Raw genomic sequence first — 15,891 nt, 5'->3', positions numbered from 1 at the left:
GAAACGTCGTCATTCGACATTAGGCGGAATTAGTCCGGTAGAATTTGAAAAAGGCTATACGGGCTTAACTATGTGTCCGTGAATTTGTGGGAAACCCACCCCCCACAGCATCATATTACGAGTACTCCAGTGCCCCTGTAAGGCACCTTCATCTCTACCAGAGTTTCAACGAAATAGCGTCTAGTAGTTTGTTAGTTCTACTTCCGATTATTCCGAGGCATGGCGTTATTCCCAGTCCAACCCGGGCGCATTACTCTGGACAGCTTCGACTTAAAGTCATAGTGAAGGGTAAGGGAGAAAAACCTTAAATGTCTCTGTAAAAAACACTTTTGTCTTTACGTCGAAACTTTCAGATTCACGGACTTATAACGAATAGTTTCCTTTTCATGCCGTCAGCATACGATAAAACGCATACTGCCCCCGGTCGAACTATGTTAGGTTCTTCCTAAGGTGCGTGGTAATTTGTGGATAAGTAAGTTAAGTCATTGTCAGGAAAGACAGAAAAACCCCACAAAATACTTCAGAAAAACTAACGTATTTCAGAGCTTGATCTGCCAGTTATCCGTTAGAGATTGTGTCAGTATCAGTTCAGCGACTTTGGTCATTGTCAGGTCATATATTGATGACAATCATGAAAAAGTATCAGCTTTAAGGATTCCCCAAGCCCTTCTGATCGTCTTTCTATCCTTGCTGATAGAGTGATGGCTCGGGTCTGCTGAAAGTCGATCAGGAGATCATACTTGCGGTATTCTGAAAAGAATAAACAGGGCATCACATACATGACACTGAGAGCAGCTTCCAAGAAACTGAAATTAGTTACATCTTGATCTAACCGCACAGAATTTGTTTCAGCTACCCTAGGTTCATCCTTCAGGAGAAACAAGATCAGAGGATCACGAAGCGCGTTCTAAGGGTATTGAATGCAGTCAACAACCTTTAACACGTCTTTTAGTTGGAAAGTATGAGTGTAACGATCAGTTTGTCCAGCACCATACTTCTCGTGCCCAACGACTTGCTGAACCAAAACATTATTTATTCCAGCCGCTCTAGCCTTTGTAATAAATGTATGTCTGAGAGAGTGAAATACTAGACGTTCACCGTGATCATTGACGTTTCTTTCAAGTATGGAGCCGAATAAATCAGTTACTCTGTTCAGATTCTCATAAGCAGTATTGAAAAAGCGGTAGTTGCTGGAGTCAATCCACTCCAATAATCCGAGTTCAATCAGATGGTTGTGTATCGGAACTGTACGTCTAGCCGCTTTAGTCTTACCCTCCTTGACGATAAAGTAATAACGCTTGGTATCTGGGCAAAGCTTAATGTCGTCCTTTGTTAGCGCTGCAATTTCACTGCGTCTTGCTCCAGAATAAGCAGCCATTAACAAGAACCACCTAAACCACTCTGGTTTTAACTTAGCTTTTTCAATCGCATCCATTACTTCTGAATCGGTTAGGCAACCAAAACGTCTGTTTTCGTAGTCCCAGCTTACGCCTTCACTTGGTGAAACTTGAATAAGATCAGCTTCATGCTTTAGATAACTGCTAAAGAAGCTCTGTGCAAGTTTGAGGTGTTCTTTAACGTACTTGCCGGATACCCTATCTTCATCAGGTATTGTGATCTCAGGTAGCTTCTCAAGGGGAATCTGATTGTATTGTTTCTTGTTTCTCTGAGGTAATTGCGAGATGCCTTCCAATGCAATTTTAAGATGTCTCTTGGTGATATCCCTTACATCTTTATTACCAAGGAACAAACGAAGGTTATCAAACATTCTCTGATTTGCTTTGGCCTGTTTGTCAGTCCATTTTTTCCATTCACTGAAGTCTTGCCATGCACGATCGAGAGGAATCACTTTACGCTTTCGTTCAGGCCATGCGGGTGGACTCTCAAGTTGTTGCCCATAACTTTTCAGTTTGGACTTAACCCATTGGCTTACTTGTTTACTGAAGTCGGATAACCGCTGACATATTGCCAACAAAGTATCAGCATTATCAGTGCTTCTTAACAAACGAATCAGAGGGATTTTGTCACTGACCATTGCGAGGGCATCTGTCAGGGAGTCAGTACGAAGGCTACGTTTTATCTCTCGTGGTAACGAGGGACAAAGCTCTCGTAAATGCTGAGGAATCAACACGCGGAAATAATAAGTTTTCCGTCTGAGATAAACGTAAGAGTTTCCAGTTTGTACCAGTTCTTGTACCATAAGTCAGAGTCTCCTTGATTGGAGTCGTAACCCATTGATACAGAACCATAAATATAAGTTTGAGATGGCCGATAAGCCGGGTTCTGTCGTGGACAATCATTCATCTGGGACAGATGTCACCATCTGCCTCAAGCAACCTACCCGGGAACCATGCGGGCCGCATGTCATGCCGAAGCATTTGTTCCTCTATTTGGTCTTGCTCCTGGTGGGGTTTACCATGCCACTTCTGTTACCAGAAGCGCGGTGCGCTCTTACCGCACCCTTTCACCCTTACCTGAACTACATTCAGGCGGTTTACTCTCTGTTGCACTGGCCGTGGACTTACGTCCCCCAGGTGTTACCTGGCACCTTACCCTATGGAGCCCGGACTTTCCTCACTCTTGCAAGCGCGATTGTCTGGCCATCTCAACCAGTTATTTTACCGTAGCAGTGTTATTTTTGCTGAAGTTTCAACGCCATCTCATAAGCTTTATTCTTCTTGATACCAAGAATCGATGCCGTGATGCTCGCAGCCTGCTTTAACGGCATTTCTTTCAGCAGAATGTTTAACACCCGCAGCTGCTCAGCTTCATCAATATCCGTTACCGTTGATTGCCCTTCGATAAGGAGGACTATCTCACCCTTTTGATGATTTGCGTCGCTGATGACGACCTCGACTAATTCGGCTAACGGTAGTGTAACAATGGTTTCGAACATTTTTGTCAGTTCACGTGCCAAGCATGCTTTACGCTCACCACCAAATACGCTCAACATATCCTGCAAGCTCGCTACCATCCGTTTGGGACTTTCATAAAAAATCATTGTTCGCGGTTCGTTTACCAGCTTTTCCAAAACCTGGCGACGTGCCGTAGCTTTCGGCGGCAGAAACCCTTCAAAAGCAAAGCGTTCAGCGGATAGTCCAGAGGCTGATAAGGCGGTAATAACGGCACAGGCGCCAGGTATAGGAATCACCTCAACACCCTGTTCACGTGCCATATTGACCAGTCGAAACCCCGGATCGCTGATTAATGGTGTACCGGCATCTGAAATCAGAGCAATGGAATTTCCGTCCGCTATTTTTGTTAACAATAATTCACTGCGCTGCTGCTCGTTATGTTCATGCAGAGAAATAGTTGGAGTTTCGATACCGTGATGTTGTAACAAATATTTGCTGTGGCGAGTGTCCTCCGCTGCAATTAAATCCACTGAAGACAGGACTTCAATGGCGCGCGCTGAGATATCGGCGAGATTGCCGATTGGCGTGGCAACAATGTAAAGTGCGGCTGTAGCGTCTTTCACGGCGTATATCCTGAAAAGAAATATTGATTCTGGTCGTAATATACGCGAACAGGTAAGATGATGCCTTCTCCGAACTAAATTTGATGTAGCTTATGACGCAACGATTTTCCGCCCTGCTTATGTTGTTGGCCATTCTGACATTATCAGCCTGTCAGCCAATCTCCATGGAAACTAAACCCAGCGGTCCTGACATGACAACGTTGATTTCTGACGCTGAGAAACAAGGTGATTATGCCGTTGCCGCTGAAGAGTATTTAACAAAAGCGGCAGAATCTGAAGGTGCGCTGAAATCGGCATTCCAATATCGTGCAGCTATCATGCAGTATGAATTGGGCGAATTGGCTGAGGCAGATGCTCTCCTCGCAGAAACCAACCTTGAACAACTGACGTCAGCTGAGCAGCTGACGGCCAATTTATTACGTGCGGATATCGCAGTATTAAATCTGGATGGTCAGACTGCTTTGCAGCATCTGGATAAAATTGATTTTGCTTCCGCCAACACGGCACAACAAAAACGCATTCTTGAGTTACGCATCACAGCTTATGATTTGACTGAAAACTGGCTGGAAAAAGCCCTGGCTCACATCAAGCTTGATGGAATGTTGCCAGAGGGTGAGCGTGAAAATAACCATCTAGCCTTGTGGCAAACATTAATGAAAATGACCCCACAGGCGTTGGATTTATATAATCCGGGTCAACCGCCCGCCGAGGATAGTGGCTGGTTCGCTTTAGCCTATGCTTTTAAAGCCTATGAAAATAATCCGGAAGCGATAGAAGTTGCCATTGAGGACTGGCAATACAGTTATCCGAATCACCCTGCCGATGTTGAACAATTAAAAAAATCCATCAAAACACCAGTCCGTCTTCCTGAGCAACTCGATTTGATAGGCATCTTATTACCCGATTCGGGGCCTGCAGCAAATGCAGCTCAGGCGATCCGCCAGGGCATTATTGCAGCACATTTTAATGCACAGTCAAATGTACGTTTGCAGTTTTATGATGTGCGCCCCGGTAATACGCCGGATGCCAATAATGTCATCTCACAATATGATAAAGCTGTAGCAGATGGCGCCAATATCATCATTGGTCCTTTAGATAAGGTCTCAGTTGAAATATTGGCAACATACGATGCCCTATCAATCCCTGTGTTAGCTCTCAATCGTATTAATCAGGACATTGATCAGGCTAACTTTTTTCAATTTGCTCTGGCTCCTGAAGATGATGCCCGTACTCAAGCGGAATATGCGAACCAACAGGGCTACAAACGAGCTATCGTTTTAAGTCCTCGAAGTGACTGGGGTGATCGCGTTGTACAGGCTTTTGCTGATGAATGGCAGACTTTGGGCGGGCAACTTGTTACACGTGCAAAATATGATGAGGCAGAGAATGACTATTCTCATATCCTGACGCCCATCCTCGGTGTTGATAGCAGTAATCAACGTTATCAGAACCTTCGCCGTACGCTGGGACAATCTTTGGAATTTGAACCACGAAGACGTCAAGATGTGGACTTTCTATTTATGGTTGGCCGGCCTTTGAAAGCGCGGCAGTTATTAACCCAATTACGCTTCCACCGTTCAGGACAACTACCGATCCTTGCGACCTCTCATGCATACGGTGGTGAGGCTAATGCTCAACAGGATATTGATTTAAATGGCTTAATTTTTACCGATATACCTTGGATGTTTAGCGAACAATCTGCACAGGATCCAGCTTATGCCGCTGTACGGCGTCAAGCATCCGGTGATATCGGGACATTTATGCGTTTGGCAGCATTGGGAGTCGATGCCTATCGAATGATTCCTTTCTTACCGACCATGACCAGCTCTGAAAGCGAAGAATATAAAGGAGCGACCGGTACACTGACAATTAATGAGCAAGGCCAGATTGAACGTTCAATGCCTATCGCGACAATACGTAATGGACTGATTGAGCCACTTACCAGTGAATAAAATATATGGCCGACCATCTCCAGTCTGGTAAGCAGGCGGAGCAATTAGCTTGTGATTACCTTAAAAAACGTGGATTAAAGCTCATCCAGCGTAACTTTCACTGCCGTCGCGGGGAAATTGATCTGATCATGCAGGATGGAACAACCCTGGTATTTATCGAGGTTCGGTTTCGACGCAATGCTTATCATGGAAGTGCATTGGAAAGTATTACAAGTGCCAAACAATCACGTATTATCACCACAGCTCAGCATTATTTAATGCAATCTGGATGGCCCCATAATTGTCGATTTGATGCAATCGCCGTTACGGCAAATTCACCTGATCAAATTTTATGGATTCAGGATGCTTTTCAACTAAACTAAGCCACAATTTCATCAGCACTCTTTCAATGAGGAAAAACCCATGCACCAATTCAGACTGGTCTTATTATTACTGATTCCCATAATGCTTCTGCAAGCATGTGCAGCGGTGGTGGTCGGTGGCGCCGCAACGACTGCTGCAGTCGCGTATGATCGTCGAACCGCAGGAGCGATACTGGATGATCAAAGCATTGAAGTGAAAGCTAAATATGCTATTTTTCAGGATAAAGACATTTATAATCAAAGTAATATCAATGTAACAAGCTACAACGGATTTGTATTGTTGTCAGGCGAAACGCCCAGCGAAGCTCTTAAACAAAAAGCCACAAATCTAGTTAAAGACATTCCTAAAGTACGTAAAGTCTTTAATGAACTGGCGATTTCGGGGCCGAGCGCATTAACTTCCAGAAGTAGCGATAGCTGGATCACGACCAAAGTCAAAACCAGAATTACCCAGGATGAAAATGTCGATCCGTTCTATGTCAAAGTCGTTACCGAAAGAGGAACGGTCTACCTGATGGGCAAAGTTACCAAGCCTGAAGCTGACCGTGCAGTCGCCGTGACTCGTTCTGTAAAAGGAGTTTTACGGGTGGTGAAAATATTCGAATATATCGATTAATTTATGCAAACCTAAAGCCCCTCTCAGAGGGGCTTTTTTTTTAAAACGGTTTCACCACTGCTAAAATCATTACTGCAATTAATATCAGCACTGGCATCTCGTTAAACCAACGATAAAATACATGGCTACGTTGATTTTTATCTGCGGCAAACTGCTTGAGTATTCGCCCACATATTCCGTGATATGCAAACAGGAGCGTTACCAAAGTTAGTTTTGCATGCAACCAATACATGGATTTCAATTGATCCAAGGTGTAGAAGCTCATTAGCCATATGCCCAGTAGCAGGGTAATAATCGCACTGGGGGTCATGATGCCACGATAGAGTTTACGTTCCATGATTTTAAAACGTTCGTTACCGGCTTGATCCTCGCACATCGCGTGATAAACAAATAACCTTGGCAAATAAAACAAGGCAGCAAACCATGTTACAACGGCCATCAAATGGAACGCCTTTATCCATAACATCTGCAATGACTCCTTATTAGAAACAATGATAGTATCCGTTCATATTAAACTGGAGATCAACGATGTCCGATGAACGAAGGTATTTTAGCCGTATTCCTTTCACGGCTAATGCGCATATTTTAACGACTAAGGGTGACATCTATCTGAATTGTCGGGTAATTGATGTGTCACTTAACGGATTATTAATTACCCGCCCCGAAAACTGGTTGGGCAAGCTGACAGATAATTTTAACGTTGATCTGTTGCTAGATGACGCGCAGATTGTCATTAAAATGCAGGCAGAAATGGCGCATATGGATGCCAACAGTATCGGGTTTCATTGTAAACTTATCGACCTTGACAGCATTACCCATTTAAAAAGACTGGTTGAGCTGAATCTGGCTGACGAGGGGTTATTACATCGAGAACTATCCGCTTTATTAGCTATGTCGGATAATTGATGCTCACATCCAGCCATCTTTAAGAGCATCTATTGCTTGCTGCAAATGATGAACAGCAATCACTTTAAGCCCTGAAATTGCCTTTCGTGGAGCATTGGCAGCTGGCACCAATGCCACTTTAAAGCCATGTTTCCCTGCGTCACGAATACGTTCCTCGCCGGCTTGAACAGGACGAATTTCACCAGTTAATCCAACCTCACCAAACACCACCCAATCCTGTGGAATTGCTTTGTTACGTAGACTGGATATTACCGCTGATATAACAGCCAGATCAGCACCTGTTTCGCTAAGCTTAACCCCACCAACTACGTTGATAAAAACATCTTGATCATGACAAGTGATACAACCATGACGATGTAATATGGCCAATAACATCGCTAACCGATTCTGTTCCAGCCCTACTGAGACACGTCGTGGATTGCCCAATGGACTCTCATCAACCAGCGCTTGAACTTCTACCAGCATGGGCCGACTGCCCTCGCGAATCACTGTAATGATACTGCCTGGAACCGCTTGTTCACCGCGGGAAAGAAATATTGCCGAAGGATTGCTGACCTCTTTCAGGCCCAGCTCAGTCATGGCAAATACACCCAATTCATTCACTGCGCCAAAACGATTTTTAACAGCCCTTAAAATACGAAAGCGGGTAGAACTGTCTCCTTCAAAATATAAAACCGTATCGACCATATGTTCCAGGACACGTGGACCGGCTAATGCACCTTGCTTGGTCACATGTCCAACCAGAATCATCGTGATACCGCTGGTTTTTGCAAACCTTACTAACTGAGCTGCACTTTCACGGACCTGCGCTACTGTTCCGGGTGCCGATTGCAGCAATTCTGTAAAAACGGTTTGAATTGAATCTATAACCATCACTTGTGGTTGGCGTAGCTGGGCGGTAGCCATCATTTGTTCGGCATGAGTTTCTGCCAGCAAATCGACCGGTGTTTCCTGTAATTGCAAACGTTCCGCGCGCAGACGGATTTGCTGTAAGGATTCTTCACCACTGATATAAAGCGGATTGATACCGCTTAACTCGGCCATACTGGCCATGGCCTGTAACAACAGGGTTGATTTTCCGATCCCCGGATCACCGCCAATCAGCACCACTGAACCGGTTACTAAACCACCGCCTAGTACACGATCTAATTCTGGCAATCCTGTTGACCAGCGAACAGCCTGTTCAGAAGTGATGGTTTTTAATGCCTGAACCGTATTTTGCTGCTGCCCGGCATACCCCGTATGTTTATTCAGCGTTGCGGTGGGTTTAGCGCTAGTTTGTACTGATTCTTCAAGACTGTTCCAGGCACCACAATCGGTACACCTTCCCGCCCACTGTGGAGTTTGTGCACCACACTCACGACAAACATAGACACGTTTGGCTTTAGCCATCCAGATACTCCCTGATCACACGTGGGGTCACGCAACAGAGTAACTCGTATGGAATCGTGCCCGCCTGTTCAGCTAACCATTCAACCGTCAGCGCTTCGGTTCCCCAAATAATCACTTCATCATCAAGTCTCGCCTCGGGACATGCTTCAAGATTGACACAAATCGTATCCATCGAGACTCGACCAATCACCGGCACACGTTGACCTCTGATAATCACTTCACCTGCATTTGATAAATGGCGGCTGTAACCATCACCATATCCAATGCTGACTACGCCCATCCTCATCGTTTTTTCTGCAGTCCATTGTCCACCATAGCCTACTTCATCCCCTGCCGATAACTGCTGGCTGGCAATCAATTTTGAAATGATTTGCATCACTGGCTTCAGTCCGACCTCTGCTCCCGATTTATCAGCGAAGGGTGATACGCCATAAAGCATCAAACCCGGTCTCACCCACTGATAATGCGATGCTGGCAGACTGATAATCGCGGCTGAATTTGCCATACAAACGGCTAATCCCGACTTTTCAGCAAGATTTTGCATTACTGCTAGTTGTTGTTGATTTCTGGCATCATTAACCAAGTCGGAATTAGCAAAATGACTCATTAATCCCAGTTTCTCGATAAGATCGGTCCGCCCTTCCAGCTGTTTGATAATCTGCTCGATAACTGGCGCAGGCAGCCCCAGTCTGTGCATACCGGTTTCTAACATGAGCCACATAAAAGGAAATGGCTGCTTGATATCAGCTTTCAGTAAAAAATCGAGATGTTTTTGTTGATGCAATACTGGTGTTAAATCATATTCAGCAGCTAATTGCCATTCTTCAATAGTACTGACACCTTCAAAAACAGTGATTGGCTGTTGAAAACCCTGTTGTCGAAGTGTTATGGCTTCTTTTAATCTTGCCACTGCAAACGCATCACTTTGCTTAAGTGCTTGGGCAACCTGAATAACGCCATGTCCGTAAGCATCGGCCTTAATCACCGACATCACTTGACTCTGAGGAGCGAATTGACGAACTCGTTGTAAATTATATTTCAGTGCTGCCAGATCAATGCGGGCAAACGGATAACGACTCACGATTCATTATCACCATAATCTTGATAGTACGCCGGAGCAAAATTTTCAAAACGCGTATATTTGCCCTGAAAGGTTAATGCCACGGTTCCGATTGGACCGTTACGCTGTTTACTGATAATAATTTCTGCCTTGCCTTTTTCTGCAGAATCTTCGTTATAAACTTCATCACGATAGATAAACACAATAATATCAGCATCCTGCTCGATCGCTCCCGATTCACGCAGATCTGACATTACCGGACGTTTATTTGGTCGCTGTTCTAATGAACGGTTTAACTGAGACAAAGCAATAACTGGTACATTTAGCTCTTTGGCAAGTGCTTTTAATGAACGGGAAATTTCAGAAATCTCATTGGTACGATTTTCAGCTTGCCGTCCATTAGCGCTACCGCTCATTAACTGTAGATAATCGATGATAATCAAGCTCAACCCATGTTCACGTTTTAAACGTCTTGCCCGGGCTCTGAGTTCAGATGGCGTCAAACCACCCGTATCATCAATAAATAACGGCGCTTCATTTAATAAAGCAATTGCTGAAGTCAGTCGTGGCCAATCATCATCGTTAAGTCGTCCAGTGCGTAAACGATGCTGGTCAATACGTCCCAATGACGACAACATACGCATCGCCAATGAATCGGCAGGCATCTCCATACTGAATACAGCAACCGGTAGTTTGCTATGAATCGCTGCATTTTCAGCTATATTCATAGCAAAAGTTGTTTTACCCATAGAAGGCCGGCCAGCAATAATAATCAAATCCGCTGGTTGCAGGCCTGAGGTTTGATCGTCAAAATCAATAAACCCGGTAGGGAGACCGGTAATCCCGCTGTCCTGTTCAAACAGCGTATCAATTTTATCAACGACTTTACTTAGTACATCTTTGACCTGAATAAATCCGCCGCCACGTTTTGCCCCTTTTTCGGCAATTTCGAAGACGCGTCGTTCAGCCGTATCAAGCATTTCTTCGCTATTACGCCCTTCCGGAGTAAAAGCCATATTGGCAATGTTATTACCAATCTGAATAAGTTGACGCAAGATAGAACGCTCACGGACAATCGCGGCGTAAGCCTTGATATTTGCTGCACTAGGAGTATTGCGCGCAAGCGCGCCGAGATAGGCTAATTCACCAACCTTATCGAGTTCACCTCGCTGATTATGCCACTCAGCTAAAGTGATGACGTCTACAGGATTGGCTTGCTCCATTAATTCCGCTATGCCGCGGAAAATAAGCTGATGATCGTGGCGGTAGAAATCCTGCTCAACCAGGAGATCAGATACCTGTTCCCAGGCACTGTTATCAAGCATCAAGCCGCCTAAAACCGACTGTTCAGCTTCAACTGAATGCGGTGGGACCTTCAAGGCCTGAGTTGCGCTGTCTTGATAGCTTTCTGGATAAGTTATCTGTTCCACAGCATTTGTCCAAGCTGGTTAAACAAGCATTGATTCAATAACGCTGAATCACAAAAATAACAGGGGTATAGCATTCACTATACCCCTGTCAGTCAAACTTCTTACTGTTGTTCTTGTGCTTTGGCGATTGCTTCCGCTTCTTCACGTGAAGCTTCACGCGCTTTACGTGCTTCCTCTGCTGCAGCAATAGCAGCAAGTTCAGCTTCAGAAGTAATGTTAACTTTCACACTAACAACGACATCCGCATGTAACTGCACATCAATGTTGTATTCACCAGTATGACGTAACGGGCCTGTTGGTAAACGGACTTCATTACGGTCGACATCAGCACCTTTAGCATTTACCGCATCAGCGATATCTGCAGCAGTAACTGAACCGAACAATTTACCTTCAACACCCGCATTAGCCATGATATCAACATCACCAGCTGCAACCAGTTTTTTCTCACGTTCTTGAGCGGCGGTGAGTAATTTGGCAGCCGCAGCTTCTAATTCAGCGCGACGTTCTTCAAATTTCAGTCTGTTGTTCTTGTTAGCAGGTAACGCTTTACCAGCAGGAACCAGATAGTTACGACCATAGCCAGCTTTTACACTAACTTCGTCACCCAAATTGCCAAGCTTTTGAACTTTTTCCAGCAAAATTACTTGCATCGTTCTAACCCTCATTCGCAGTCAAAGACTGCTTATAAAATAACCGCATCACGCCCTTGAGCGCTTGCGAAAATTAAACCATTGTTCCAAAACGCCAAGTGAGGCAGTCAAAATCAACATTTGTGGCAGCATTAACACCATCAGCACATACATCACAACGAGCCAAATAACAGATTTTTGCTTTGCCCGGACTACTGCATGTGCAACAGCAATACCTTGTATTGCAAACAGCACCAGCAGAACAGGTAAACAATCTATTAAAAGTGACAGTGATCCGGCAACAGGTGTCAGCGATAGTCCCATAAGAGCAGCTGTCACGATAGCCAGTGTTTTACCCAGTGTTATCTGAGTAAATTCACTACCGAAAGCCCCTTCGTTGTATAACGAAGCTTGCCAGGCCCGGCCAATTAAAATACCCAGAATAATGTTAACGCTTACTGCAGCGGCCATGAGACCTGTCATCATACTGGCCATTTGCACCAGAAAGTTTTGGGTATCGGCTGCGTTCAATTGCCAACCAGATTGCTCTGATAATAGCTGAACAAATGGCCCCAAAACTTCTTGCCACCATAATGCCGGTGTGGGTAGGAAAATATGGACCACCAACACCACCAGAATACCGGCACCTGCAGCGGCCAAAAGAGCCCGCTCCAAAGATCGACTATATCCCAGTACCAGTGTCACCAAGTAAGCCGGTAACCAACTGGTCACGAATAAAACTACAGCGATCCAGATCTGACCTAATAGCAAACCGGCAACTACCGCAAAAACCACTAATGTTGCCGCCATGACACGCAGCCCTTCTTTGGGACCGACGCGTAAAGTCGCCAGTACAATTACCCCGCTAGCAAGATAATTGAGTGGAGGTATTAACATTGCAGCAACTGATAGCAAAGCAGCGGCTAAAGCAGCCTGCCAGCGACCTTTCATTGCAAAATTAGCTATACCACGCAACATAAATATTTAATTTTGACGTTTCAACTAAGCGGCTAAATTACTTGTGCATGTCACAGTAAGGCAGCAATGCCAAAAACCGTGCACGTTTAACACAAGTTGACAGCTGACGCTGGTAACGAGCTTTAGTACCGGTAATTCGACTTGGAACGATCTTGCCTGTTTCAGTAACGAAATTTTTAAGCAGGTTTACATCTTTATAATCAATTTGTTTCACACCTTCGGCAGTGAAACGACAAAATTTTCTACGTCTGAAAAAACGTGCCATCGTGATATCTCCTGATTAGGCTTGTGAAGCGGGTTTTTCGTCGTCTTTGCGCATCATTGGTGAAGCTTCTGTAACAGCTTCGTCCATGCTGACGACAAGGTGACGAATAACGGCATCATTAAAACGGAAAGCCGTAGTGACTTCATTCAATTGCTCAACACCACATTCAACATTCATCAACACATAATGTGCTTTGTGAACTTTATTGATTGGGTAAGCTAACTGACGACGACCCCAGTCTTCCAGACGGTGAACCTGACCGCCAGCAGCAGTCAATGTTTGGGTATAGCGCTCGATCATACCAGGCACTTGTTCGCTCTGATCAGGGTGGACCAGAAACACGATTTCGTAATGTCTCAATTTGAGCTCCTCACGGTTTATACAGCTTACTGAAAAATTTCAGAAAGCAAGGAGTTTTACCTATCAAAGGTAATCTGGCATTTTACTTTATTTTAGTAGCTGCTCACAAGCGACGTTGACGATCTGCTTCAAATAAGCAGACACCTGCAGCGACAGATACGTTGAGACTTTCAGCAGCACCTTGCATCGGGATATACATAACCTGATCACAATGATCGCGGGTTAACCGCCGAATACCCTGCCCCTCGGCTCCCAGTATGATTGCTAGAGGTCCTTTGAGATCAGCTTGATATAAACTCATTTCTGAGTCACCCGAGGTACCGACTAGCCAGATGCCGCGTTGTTGCAGATCGCGTAAAACTCGCGCAAGGTTGGTTACCTGAATAAATGGCAGGCGTTCTGCAGCTCCACTGGAAATCTTTATTGCTGTCGGCGTCAAGCCTGATGCACGATCTTTAGGCGCAATCACAGCATGCGCGCCAGCGGCTTCAGCTGTTCGTAAACAAGCCCCCAGATTATGCGGATCTTGCACACCATCTAAAATCAACAAAAATGGTGTCTGTTGCAGGTTATCCAGTAAAACATCCAGGTCAGATTCATCCAGTGTGGCTAATGGATGACAACGTGCTACACAGCCCTGATGTCGATTTTCAGGCACCATTTCATCCAGTTGCTGACGTTGAGTTTTATGTAAACGTATCCCCAAATCACCCGCTAACTTATAAATAGTTTCAACTCGTTGATCATGGCGTTCATCAGCCACCCAAATTTCGGCTACTCGTGATACAGGCGACTCCAGAGCCGCCTGTACTGCATGCAAACCAAAAATCAGATCTTGCGATGGTGTCTGATGTCTTTCAGATGTGCCTTTACGGCGTTTGGTAGGCTTCAGCTTCCTGTCCCTCAACAATAGGTTTAACAATAATTTCTACACGACGATTCAACTGCCGTCCGGCTTCTGTGTCATTAGTGGCACGTGGCTCAAGTTCACCGCGTCCCATTGGAACCAGTCGCTCCTGCATCACACCACGGGTTGCAAAATAATTTGTCACCGATTGTGCTCTGCGTTCAGATAGTTGTTGGTTGTAACTTTCTGAACCTTTGCTGTCGGTATGGCCGATAACGTGAATAATTGTTTTAGGATAACGTTGTAAAACATCCGCGACTTTATTCAATGTCGGTTCAAAAGCGGGTTTGATGGCTGAGCTATCAAAATCAAAAGACACTTCATTGGAAATATCGATTTTTAACGATTCATCCTGCAATTGCTGAATTTGCAATTCATTCCGCGCCTGTTCATCCGCCAAGGCCTGATTCATTTCACGCTGCTGATTATCCATATAACGGCCAACGCCCGCGCCTGCCAATGTTCCCACTGCTGCGCCGGCAATAACACCACCAGCACCATCATCGATTGCATAACCAATGAGAGAGCCCGCGGCGGCACCAATTGCTGCACCGCGTTTCGTGCGCATATTCGGATCGTCCGTGGCACATCCCGACAAGATGAGTGCTGATGAAATCGCTGATACTAATAAAACTTTTTTCATTTTTATAACTCCTCACTACGGCATTGCATTCTAGACCCTTGGTTATAGGGTGGCTATACTTGTTTTCAATTCTTTACATTTGAGCACTACGACTAATGGAACAAGACTTTATTGCCGTCAAAATTGCCATTTTAACCATCTCAGATTCTCGTACAGAAGTCGATGATGTTTCCGGTAAAACCTTACAAGACAGAGTGATTGCTGCCGGACATGAACTGGCGGATAAGCAAATTGTGGCCGATGATATTTATCAAATCCGAGCCATTGTTTCCCAATGGATATGCGATGAGCAGGTTGATGTCGTTATCACTACGGGCGGAACCGGACTGACGGGTCGAGACGGAACGCCAGAAGCCGTTCAAGTATTATTTGATAAAGAAATCACAGGATTTGGTGAACTGTTTCGCCAAATTTCTTATGACCTCATCCGAACCTCTACAGTGCAATCAAGAGCGATTGCCGGTGTGGCAAACGGTACTTTTATTTTCTGTCTGCCGGGCTCGTCGGGTGCCTGTAAAACCGGCTGGGATGACATACTACAGCACCAGCTTGATATCCGTCACCGCCCTTGTAATTTTGTTGAACTTATCCCCCGGTTACGCGAAAAATGATCGAACTGCAATTATTTTCAACGGCAGGATGTCATTTATGCGATCTTGCAGTTGAACAGATTAAAACCTTACCCCTGGCTGCTCAGATTACTGTAGATGTGGTTGAAATCGGTGATGATGAAATGTTGGTGGAACAATATGGAGTGCGTATTCCTGTCATAAAATTTCCCGACCAAAGTGAGCTGAACTGGCCATTTAATCAAAATGACATTTTGCATAAAATCGCTTCAAATTACGTGGAACTTTAATACCTGCTGCAGCTCTTAACATAACTGTTTATGTGAATCGCATCGGAGCTAATG

Annotated in this window: 18 protein-coding genes and 1 other RNA gene; 6 read left to right on the top strand and 13 right to left on the bottom strand. The window is 44.9% G+C overall.

Annotated elements, in window-relative coordinates:
* Nucleotides 1-907 precede the first annotated feature (907 nt).
* The 3 genes from LGT40_RS06790 to rsmI all read right to left on the bottom strand — a co-directional run bounded on the left by LGT40_RS06790 (nt 908) and on the right by rsmI (nt 3,478).
* Complete coding sequence (locus LGT40_RS06790) at nt 908-2,200, bottom strand: tyrosine-type recombinase/integrase (RefSeq protein WP_226070149.1); 1,293 nt, start codon at nt 2,198-2,200, stop codon at nt 908-910.
* A gap of 56 nt (nt 2,201-2,256) precedes the next feature.
* Nucleotides 2,257-2,608: RNase P RNA component class A (rnpB, locus tag LGT40_RS06785), an RNA gene on the bottom strand.
* Between the two features lie 24 nt (nt 2,609-2,632).
* Nucleotides 2,633-3,478: a 16S rRNA (cytidine(1402)-2'-O)-methyltransferase gene (gene rsmI / locus LGT40_RS06780; protein WP_226070148.1), complete on the bottom strand. Its 846-nt coding sequence runs from the start codon at nt 3,476-3,478 to the stop codon at nt 2,633-2,635.
* Nucleotides 3,479-3,570: 92 nt separating this feature from the next.
* Between rsmI and LGT40_RS06775 the strand changes: the two genes are divergently transcribed.
* The 3 genes from LGT40_RS06775 to LGT40_RS06765 are packed head-to-tail and all read left to right on the top strand — an operon-like array spanning nt 3,571 to nt 6,408.
* Nucleotides 3,571-5,430, top strand: a complete 1,860-nt coding sequence (locus tag LGT40_RS06775; protein WP_226070147.1) for a penicillin-binding protein activator — start codon at nt 3,571-3,573, stop codon at nt 5,428-5,430.
* Between the two features lie 5 nt (nt 5,431-5,435).
* Nucleotides 5,436-5,792: a YraN family protein gene (locus tag LGT40_RS06770; protein WP_226070146.1), complete on the top strand. Its 357-nt coding sequence runs from the start codon at nt 5,436-5,438 to the stop codon at nt 5,790-5,792.
* A gap of 40 nt (nt 5,793-5,832) precedes the next feature.
* Nucleotides 5,833-6,408, top strand: coding sequence for a BON domain-containing protein (locus LGT40_RS06765; protein WP_226070145.1), 576 nt, complete (start codon nt 5,833-5,835; stop codon nt 6,406-6,408).
* Nucleotides 6,409-6,448: 40 nt separating this feature from the next.
* Here LGT40_RS06765 and hemJ read toward each other — a convergent pair whose 3' ends face one another.
* Entirely contained in the window at nt 6,449-6,874 is a 426-nt protein-coding gene (hemJ, locus tag LGT40_RS06760) for a protoporphyrinogen oxidase HemJ (protein WP_226070144.1), read from the bottom strand.
* A gap of 62 nt (nt 6,875-6,936) precedes the next feature.
* Between hemJ and LGT40_RS06755 the strand changes: the two genes are divergently transcribed.
* Complete coding sequence (locus tag LGT40_RS06755) at nt 6,937-7,314, top strand: PilZ domain-containing protein (protein ID WP_226070143.1); 378 nt, start codon at nt 6,937-6,939, stop codon at nt 7,312-7,314.
* A 3-nt stretch (nt 7,315-7,317) separates the two neighbouring features.
* Here the strand turns inward: LGT40_RS06755 and radA are convergent, their stop codons facing one another.
* The 9 genes from radA to LGT40_RS06710 form a co-directional block, all read right to left on the bottom strand.
* Nucleotides 7,318-8,706 (bottom strand): DNA repair protein RadA, encoded by a 1,389-nt coding sequence (radA, locus tag LGT40_RS06750; RefSeq protein ID WP_226070142.1) that lies wholly within the window; start codon nt 8,704-8,706, stop codon nt 7,318-7,320.
* Nucleotides 8,699-9,787, bottom strand: a complete 1,089-nt coding sequence (gene alr, locus LGT40_RS06745) for an alanine racemase (RefSeq protein WP_226070141.1) — start codon at nt 9,785-9,787, stop codon at nt 8,699-8,701. Before alr ends, radA begins: the two co-directional genes overlap by 8 nt.
* The gene (gene dnaB, locus LGT40_RS06740) at nt 9,784-11,196 is read right to left on the bottom strand and encodes a replicative DNA helicase (RefSeq protein WP_226070140.1); all 1,413 of its coding nucleotides are present in this window, start codon (nt 11,194-11,196) and stop codon (nt 9,784-9,786) included. Before dnaB ends, alr begins: the two co-directional genes overlap by 4 nt.
* Nucleotides 11,197-11,297: 101 nt before the next feature.
* A complete protein-coding gene (rplI, locus tag LGT40_RS06735) occupies nt 11,298-11,846 on the bottom strand; it encodes a 50S ribosomal protein L9 (protein ID WP_432758067.1) in 549 nt (182 codons plus the stop codon).
* 48 nt (nt 11,847-11,894) lie between these two features.
* A complete protein-coding gene (locus LGT40_RS06730) occupies nt 11,895-12,803 on the bottom strand; it encodes a DUF2232 domain-containing protein (protein ID WP_226343178.1) in 909 nt (302 codons plus the stop codon).
* A 37-nt stretch (nt 12,804-12,840) separates the two neighbouring features.
* Complete coding sequence (rpsR, locus tag LGT40_RS06725) at nt 12,841-13,068, bottom strand: 30S ribosomal protein S18 (RefSeq protein ID WP_014706206.1); 228 nt, start codon at nt 13,066-13,068, stop codon at nt 12,841-12,843.
* A 15-nt stretch (nt 13,069-13,083) separates the two neighbouring features.
* Nucleotides 13,084-13,428 (bottom strand): 30S ribosomal protein S6, encoded by a 345-nt coding sequence (gene rpsF / locus LGT40_RS06720; RefSeq protein ID WP_226070136.1) that lies wholly within the window; start codon nt 13,426-13,428, stop codon nt 13,084-13,086.
* A gap of 103 nt (nt 13,429-13,531) precedes the next feature.
* On the bottom strand, nt 13,532-14,260 hold the full coding sequence (rlmB, locus tag LGT40_RS06715) for a 23S rRNA (guanosine(2251)-2'-O)-methyltransferase RlmB (RefSeq protein ID WP_226070151.1): 729 nt from the start codon (nt 14,258-14,260) through the stop codon (nt 13,532-13,534).
* Between the two features lie 37 nt (nt 14,261-14,297).
* The gene (locus LGT40_RS06710; RefSeq protein WP_226070133.1) at nt 14,298-14,978 is read right to left on the bottom strand and encodes a YiaD family glycine zipper/OmpA-like lipoprotein; all 681 of its coding nucleotides are present in this window, start codon (nt 14,976-14,978) and stop codon (nt 14,298-14,300) included.
* A gap of 95 nt (nt 14,979-15,073) precedes the next feature.
* Here LGT40_RS06710 and moaB point away from each other — a divergent pair, with 95 nt between their 5' ends.
* Nucleotides 15,074-15,589, top strand: a complete 516-nt coding sequence (gene moaB, locus LGT40_RS06705; protein WP_226070131.1) for a molybdenum cofactor biosynthesis protein B — start codon at nt 15,074-15,076, stop codon at nt 15,587-15,589.
* Nucleotides 15,586-15,837 carry a glutaredoxin family protein gene (locus LGT40_RS06700; protein WP_226070129.1) on the top strand — a complete coding sequence of 84 codons (252 nt, stop codon included), beginning with the start codon at nt 15,586-15,588 and terminating at the stop codon, nt 15,835-15,837. The genes moaB and LGT40_RS06700 overlap by 4 nt, the downstream gene beginning before the upstream one ends.
* Nucleotides 15,838-15,891 lie beyond the last annotated feature (54 nt).

Source organism: Methylophaga pinxianii (assembly GCF_020447225.1).
GTDB lineage: Bacteria > Pseudomonadota > Gammaproteobacteria > Nitrosococcales > Methylophagaceae > Methylophaga > Methylophaga pinxianii.
The sequence above is the reverse complement of the archived record's forward strand: the minus strand, read 5'-3'. Positions and strand labels throughout refer to the sequence as shown.

Coding starts and splice junctions, on each gene's coding strand:
- LGT40_RS06755 (WP_226070143.1), top strand. CDS start 6,937: ATGTCCGATGAACGAAGGTATTTTAGCCGTATTCCTTTCACGGCTAAT.
- LGT40_RS06790 (WP_226070149.1), bottom strand. CDS start 2,200: ATGGTACAAGAACTGGTACAAACTGGAAACTCTTACGTTTATCTCAGA.
- LGT40_RS06775 (WP_226070147.1), top strand. CDS start 3,571: ATGACGCAACGATTTTCCGCCCTGCTTATGTTGTTGGCCATTCTGACA.
- rplI (WP_432758067.1), bottom strand. CDS start 11,846: ATGCAAGTAATTTTGCTGGAAAAAGTTCAAAAGCTTGGCAATTTGGGT.
- LGT40_RS06700 (WP_226070129.1), top strand. CDS start 15,586: ATGATCGAACTGCAATTATTTTCAACGGCAGGATGTCATTTATGCGAT.
- LGT40_RS06770 (WP_226070146.1), top strand. CDS start 5,436: ATGGCCGACCATCTCCAGTCTGGTAAGCAGGCGGAGCAATTAGCTTGT.
- moaB (WP_226070131.1), top strand. CDS start 15,074: ATGGAACAAGACTTTATTGCCGTCAAAATTGCCATTTTAACCATCTCA.
- LGT40_RS06730 (WP_226343178.1), bottom strand. CDS start 12,803: ATGTTGCGTGGTATAGCTAATTTTGCAATGAAAGGTCGCTGGCAGGCT.
- hemJ (WP_226070144.1), bottom strand. CDS start 6,874: ATGTTATGGATAAAGGCGTTCCATTTGATGGCCGTTGTAACATGGTTT.
- rpsR (WP_014706206.1), bottom strand. CDS start 13,068: ATGGCACGTTTTTTCAGACGTAGAAAATTTTGTCGTTTCACTGCCGAA.
- LGT40_RS06710 (WP_226070133.1), bottom strand. CDS start 14,978: ATGAAAAAAGTTTTATTAGTATCAGCGATTTCATCAGCACTCATCTTG.
- LGT40_RS06765 (WP_226070145.1), top strand. CDS start 5,833: ATGCACCAATTCAGACTGGTCTTATTATTACTGATTCCCATAATGCTT.
- radA (WP_226070142.1), bottom strand. CDS start 8,706: ATGGCTAAAGCCAAACGTGTCTATGTTTGTCGTGAGTGTGGTGCACAA.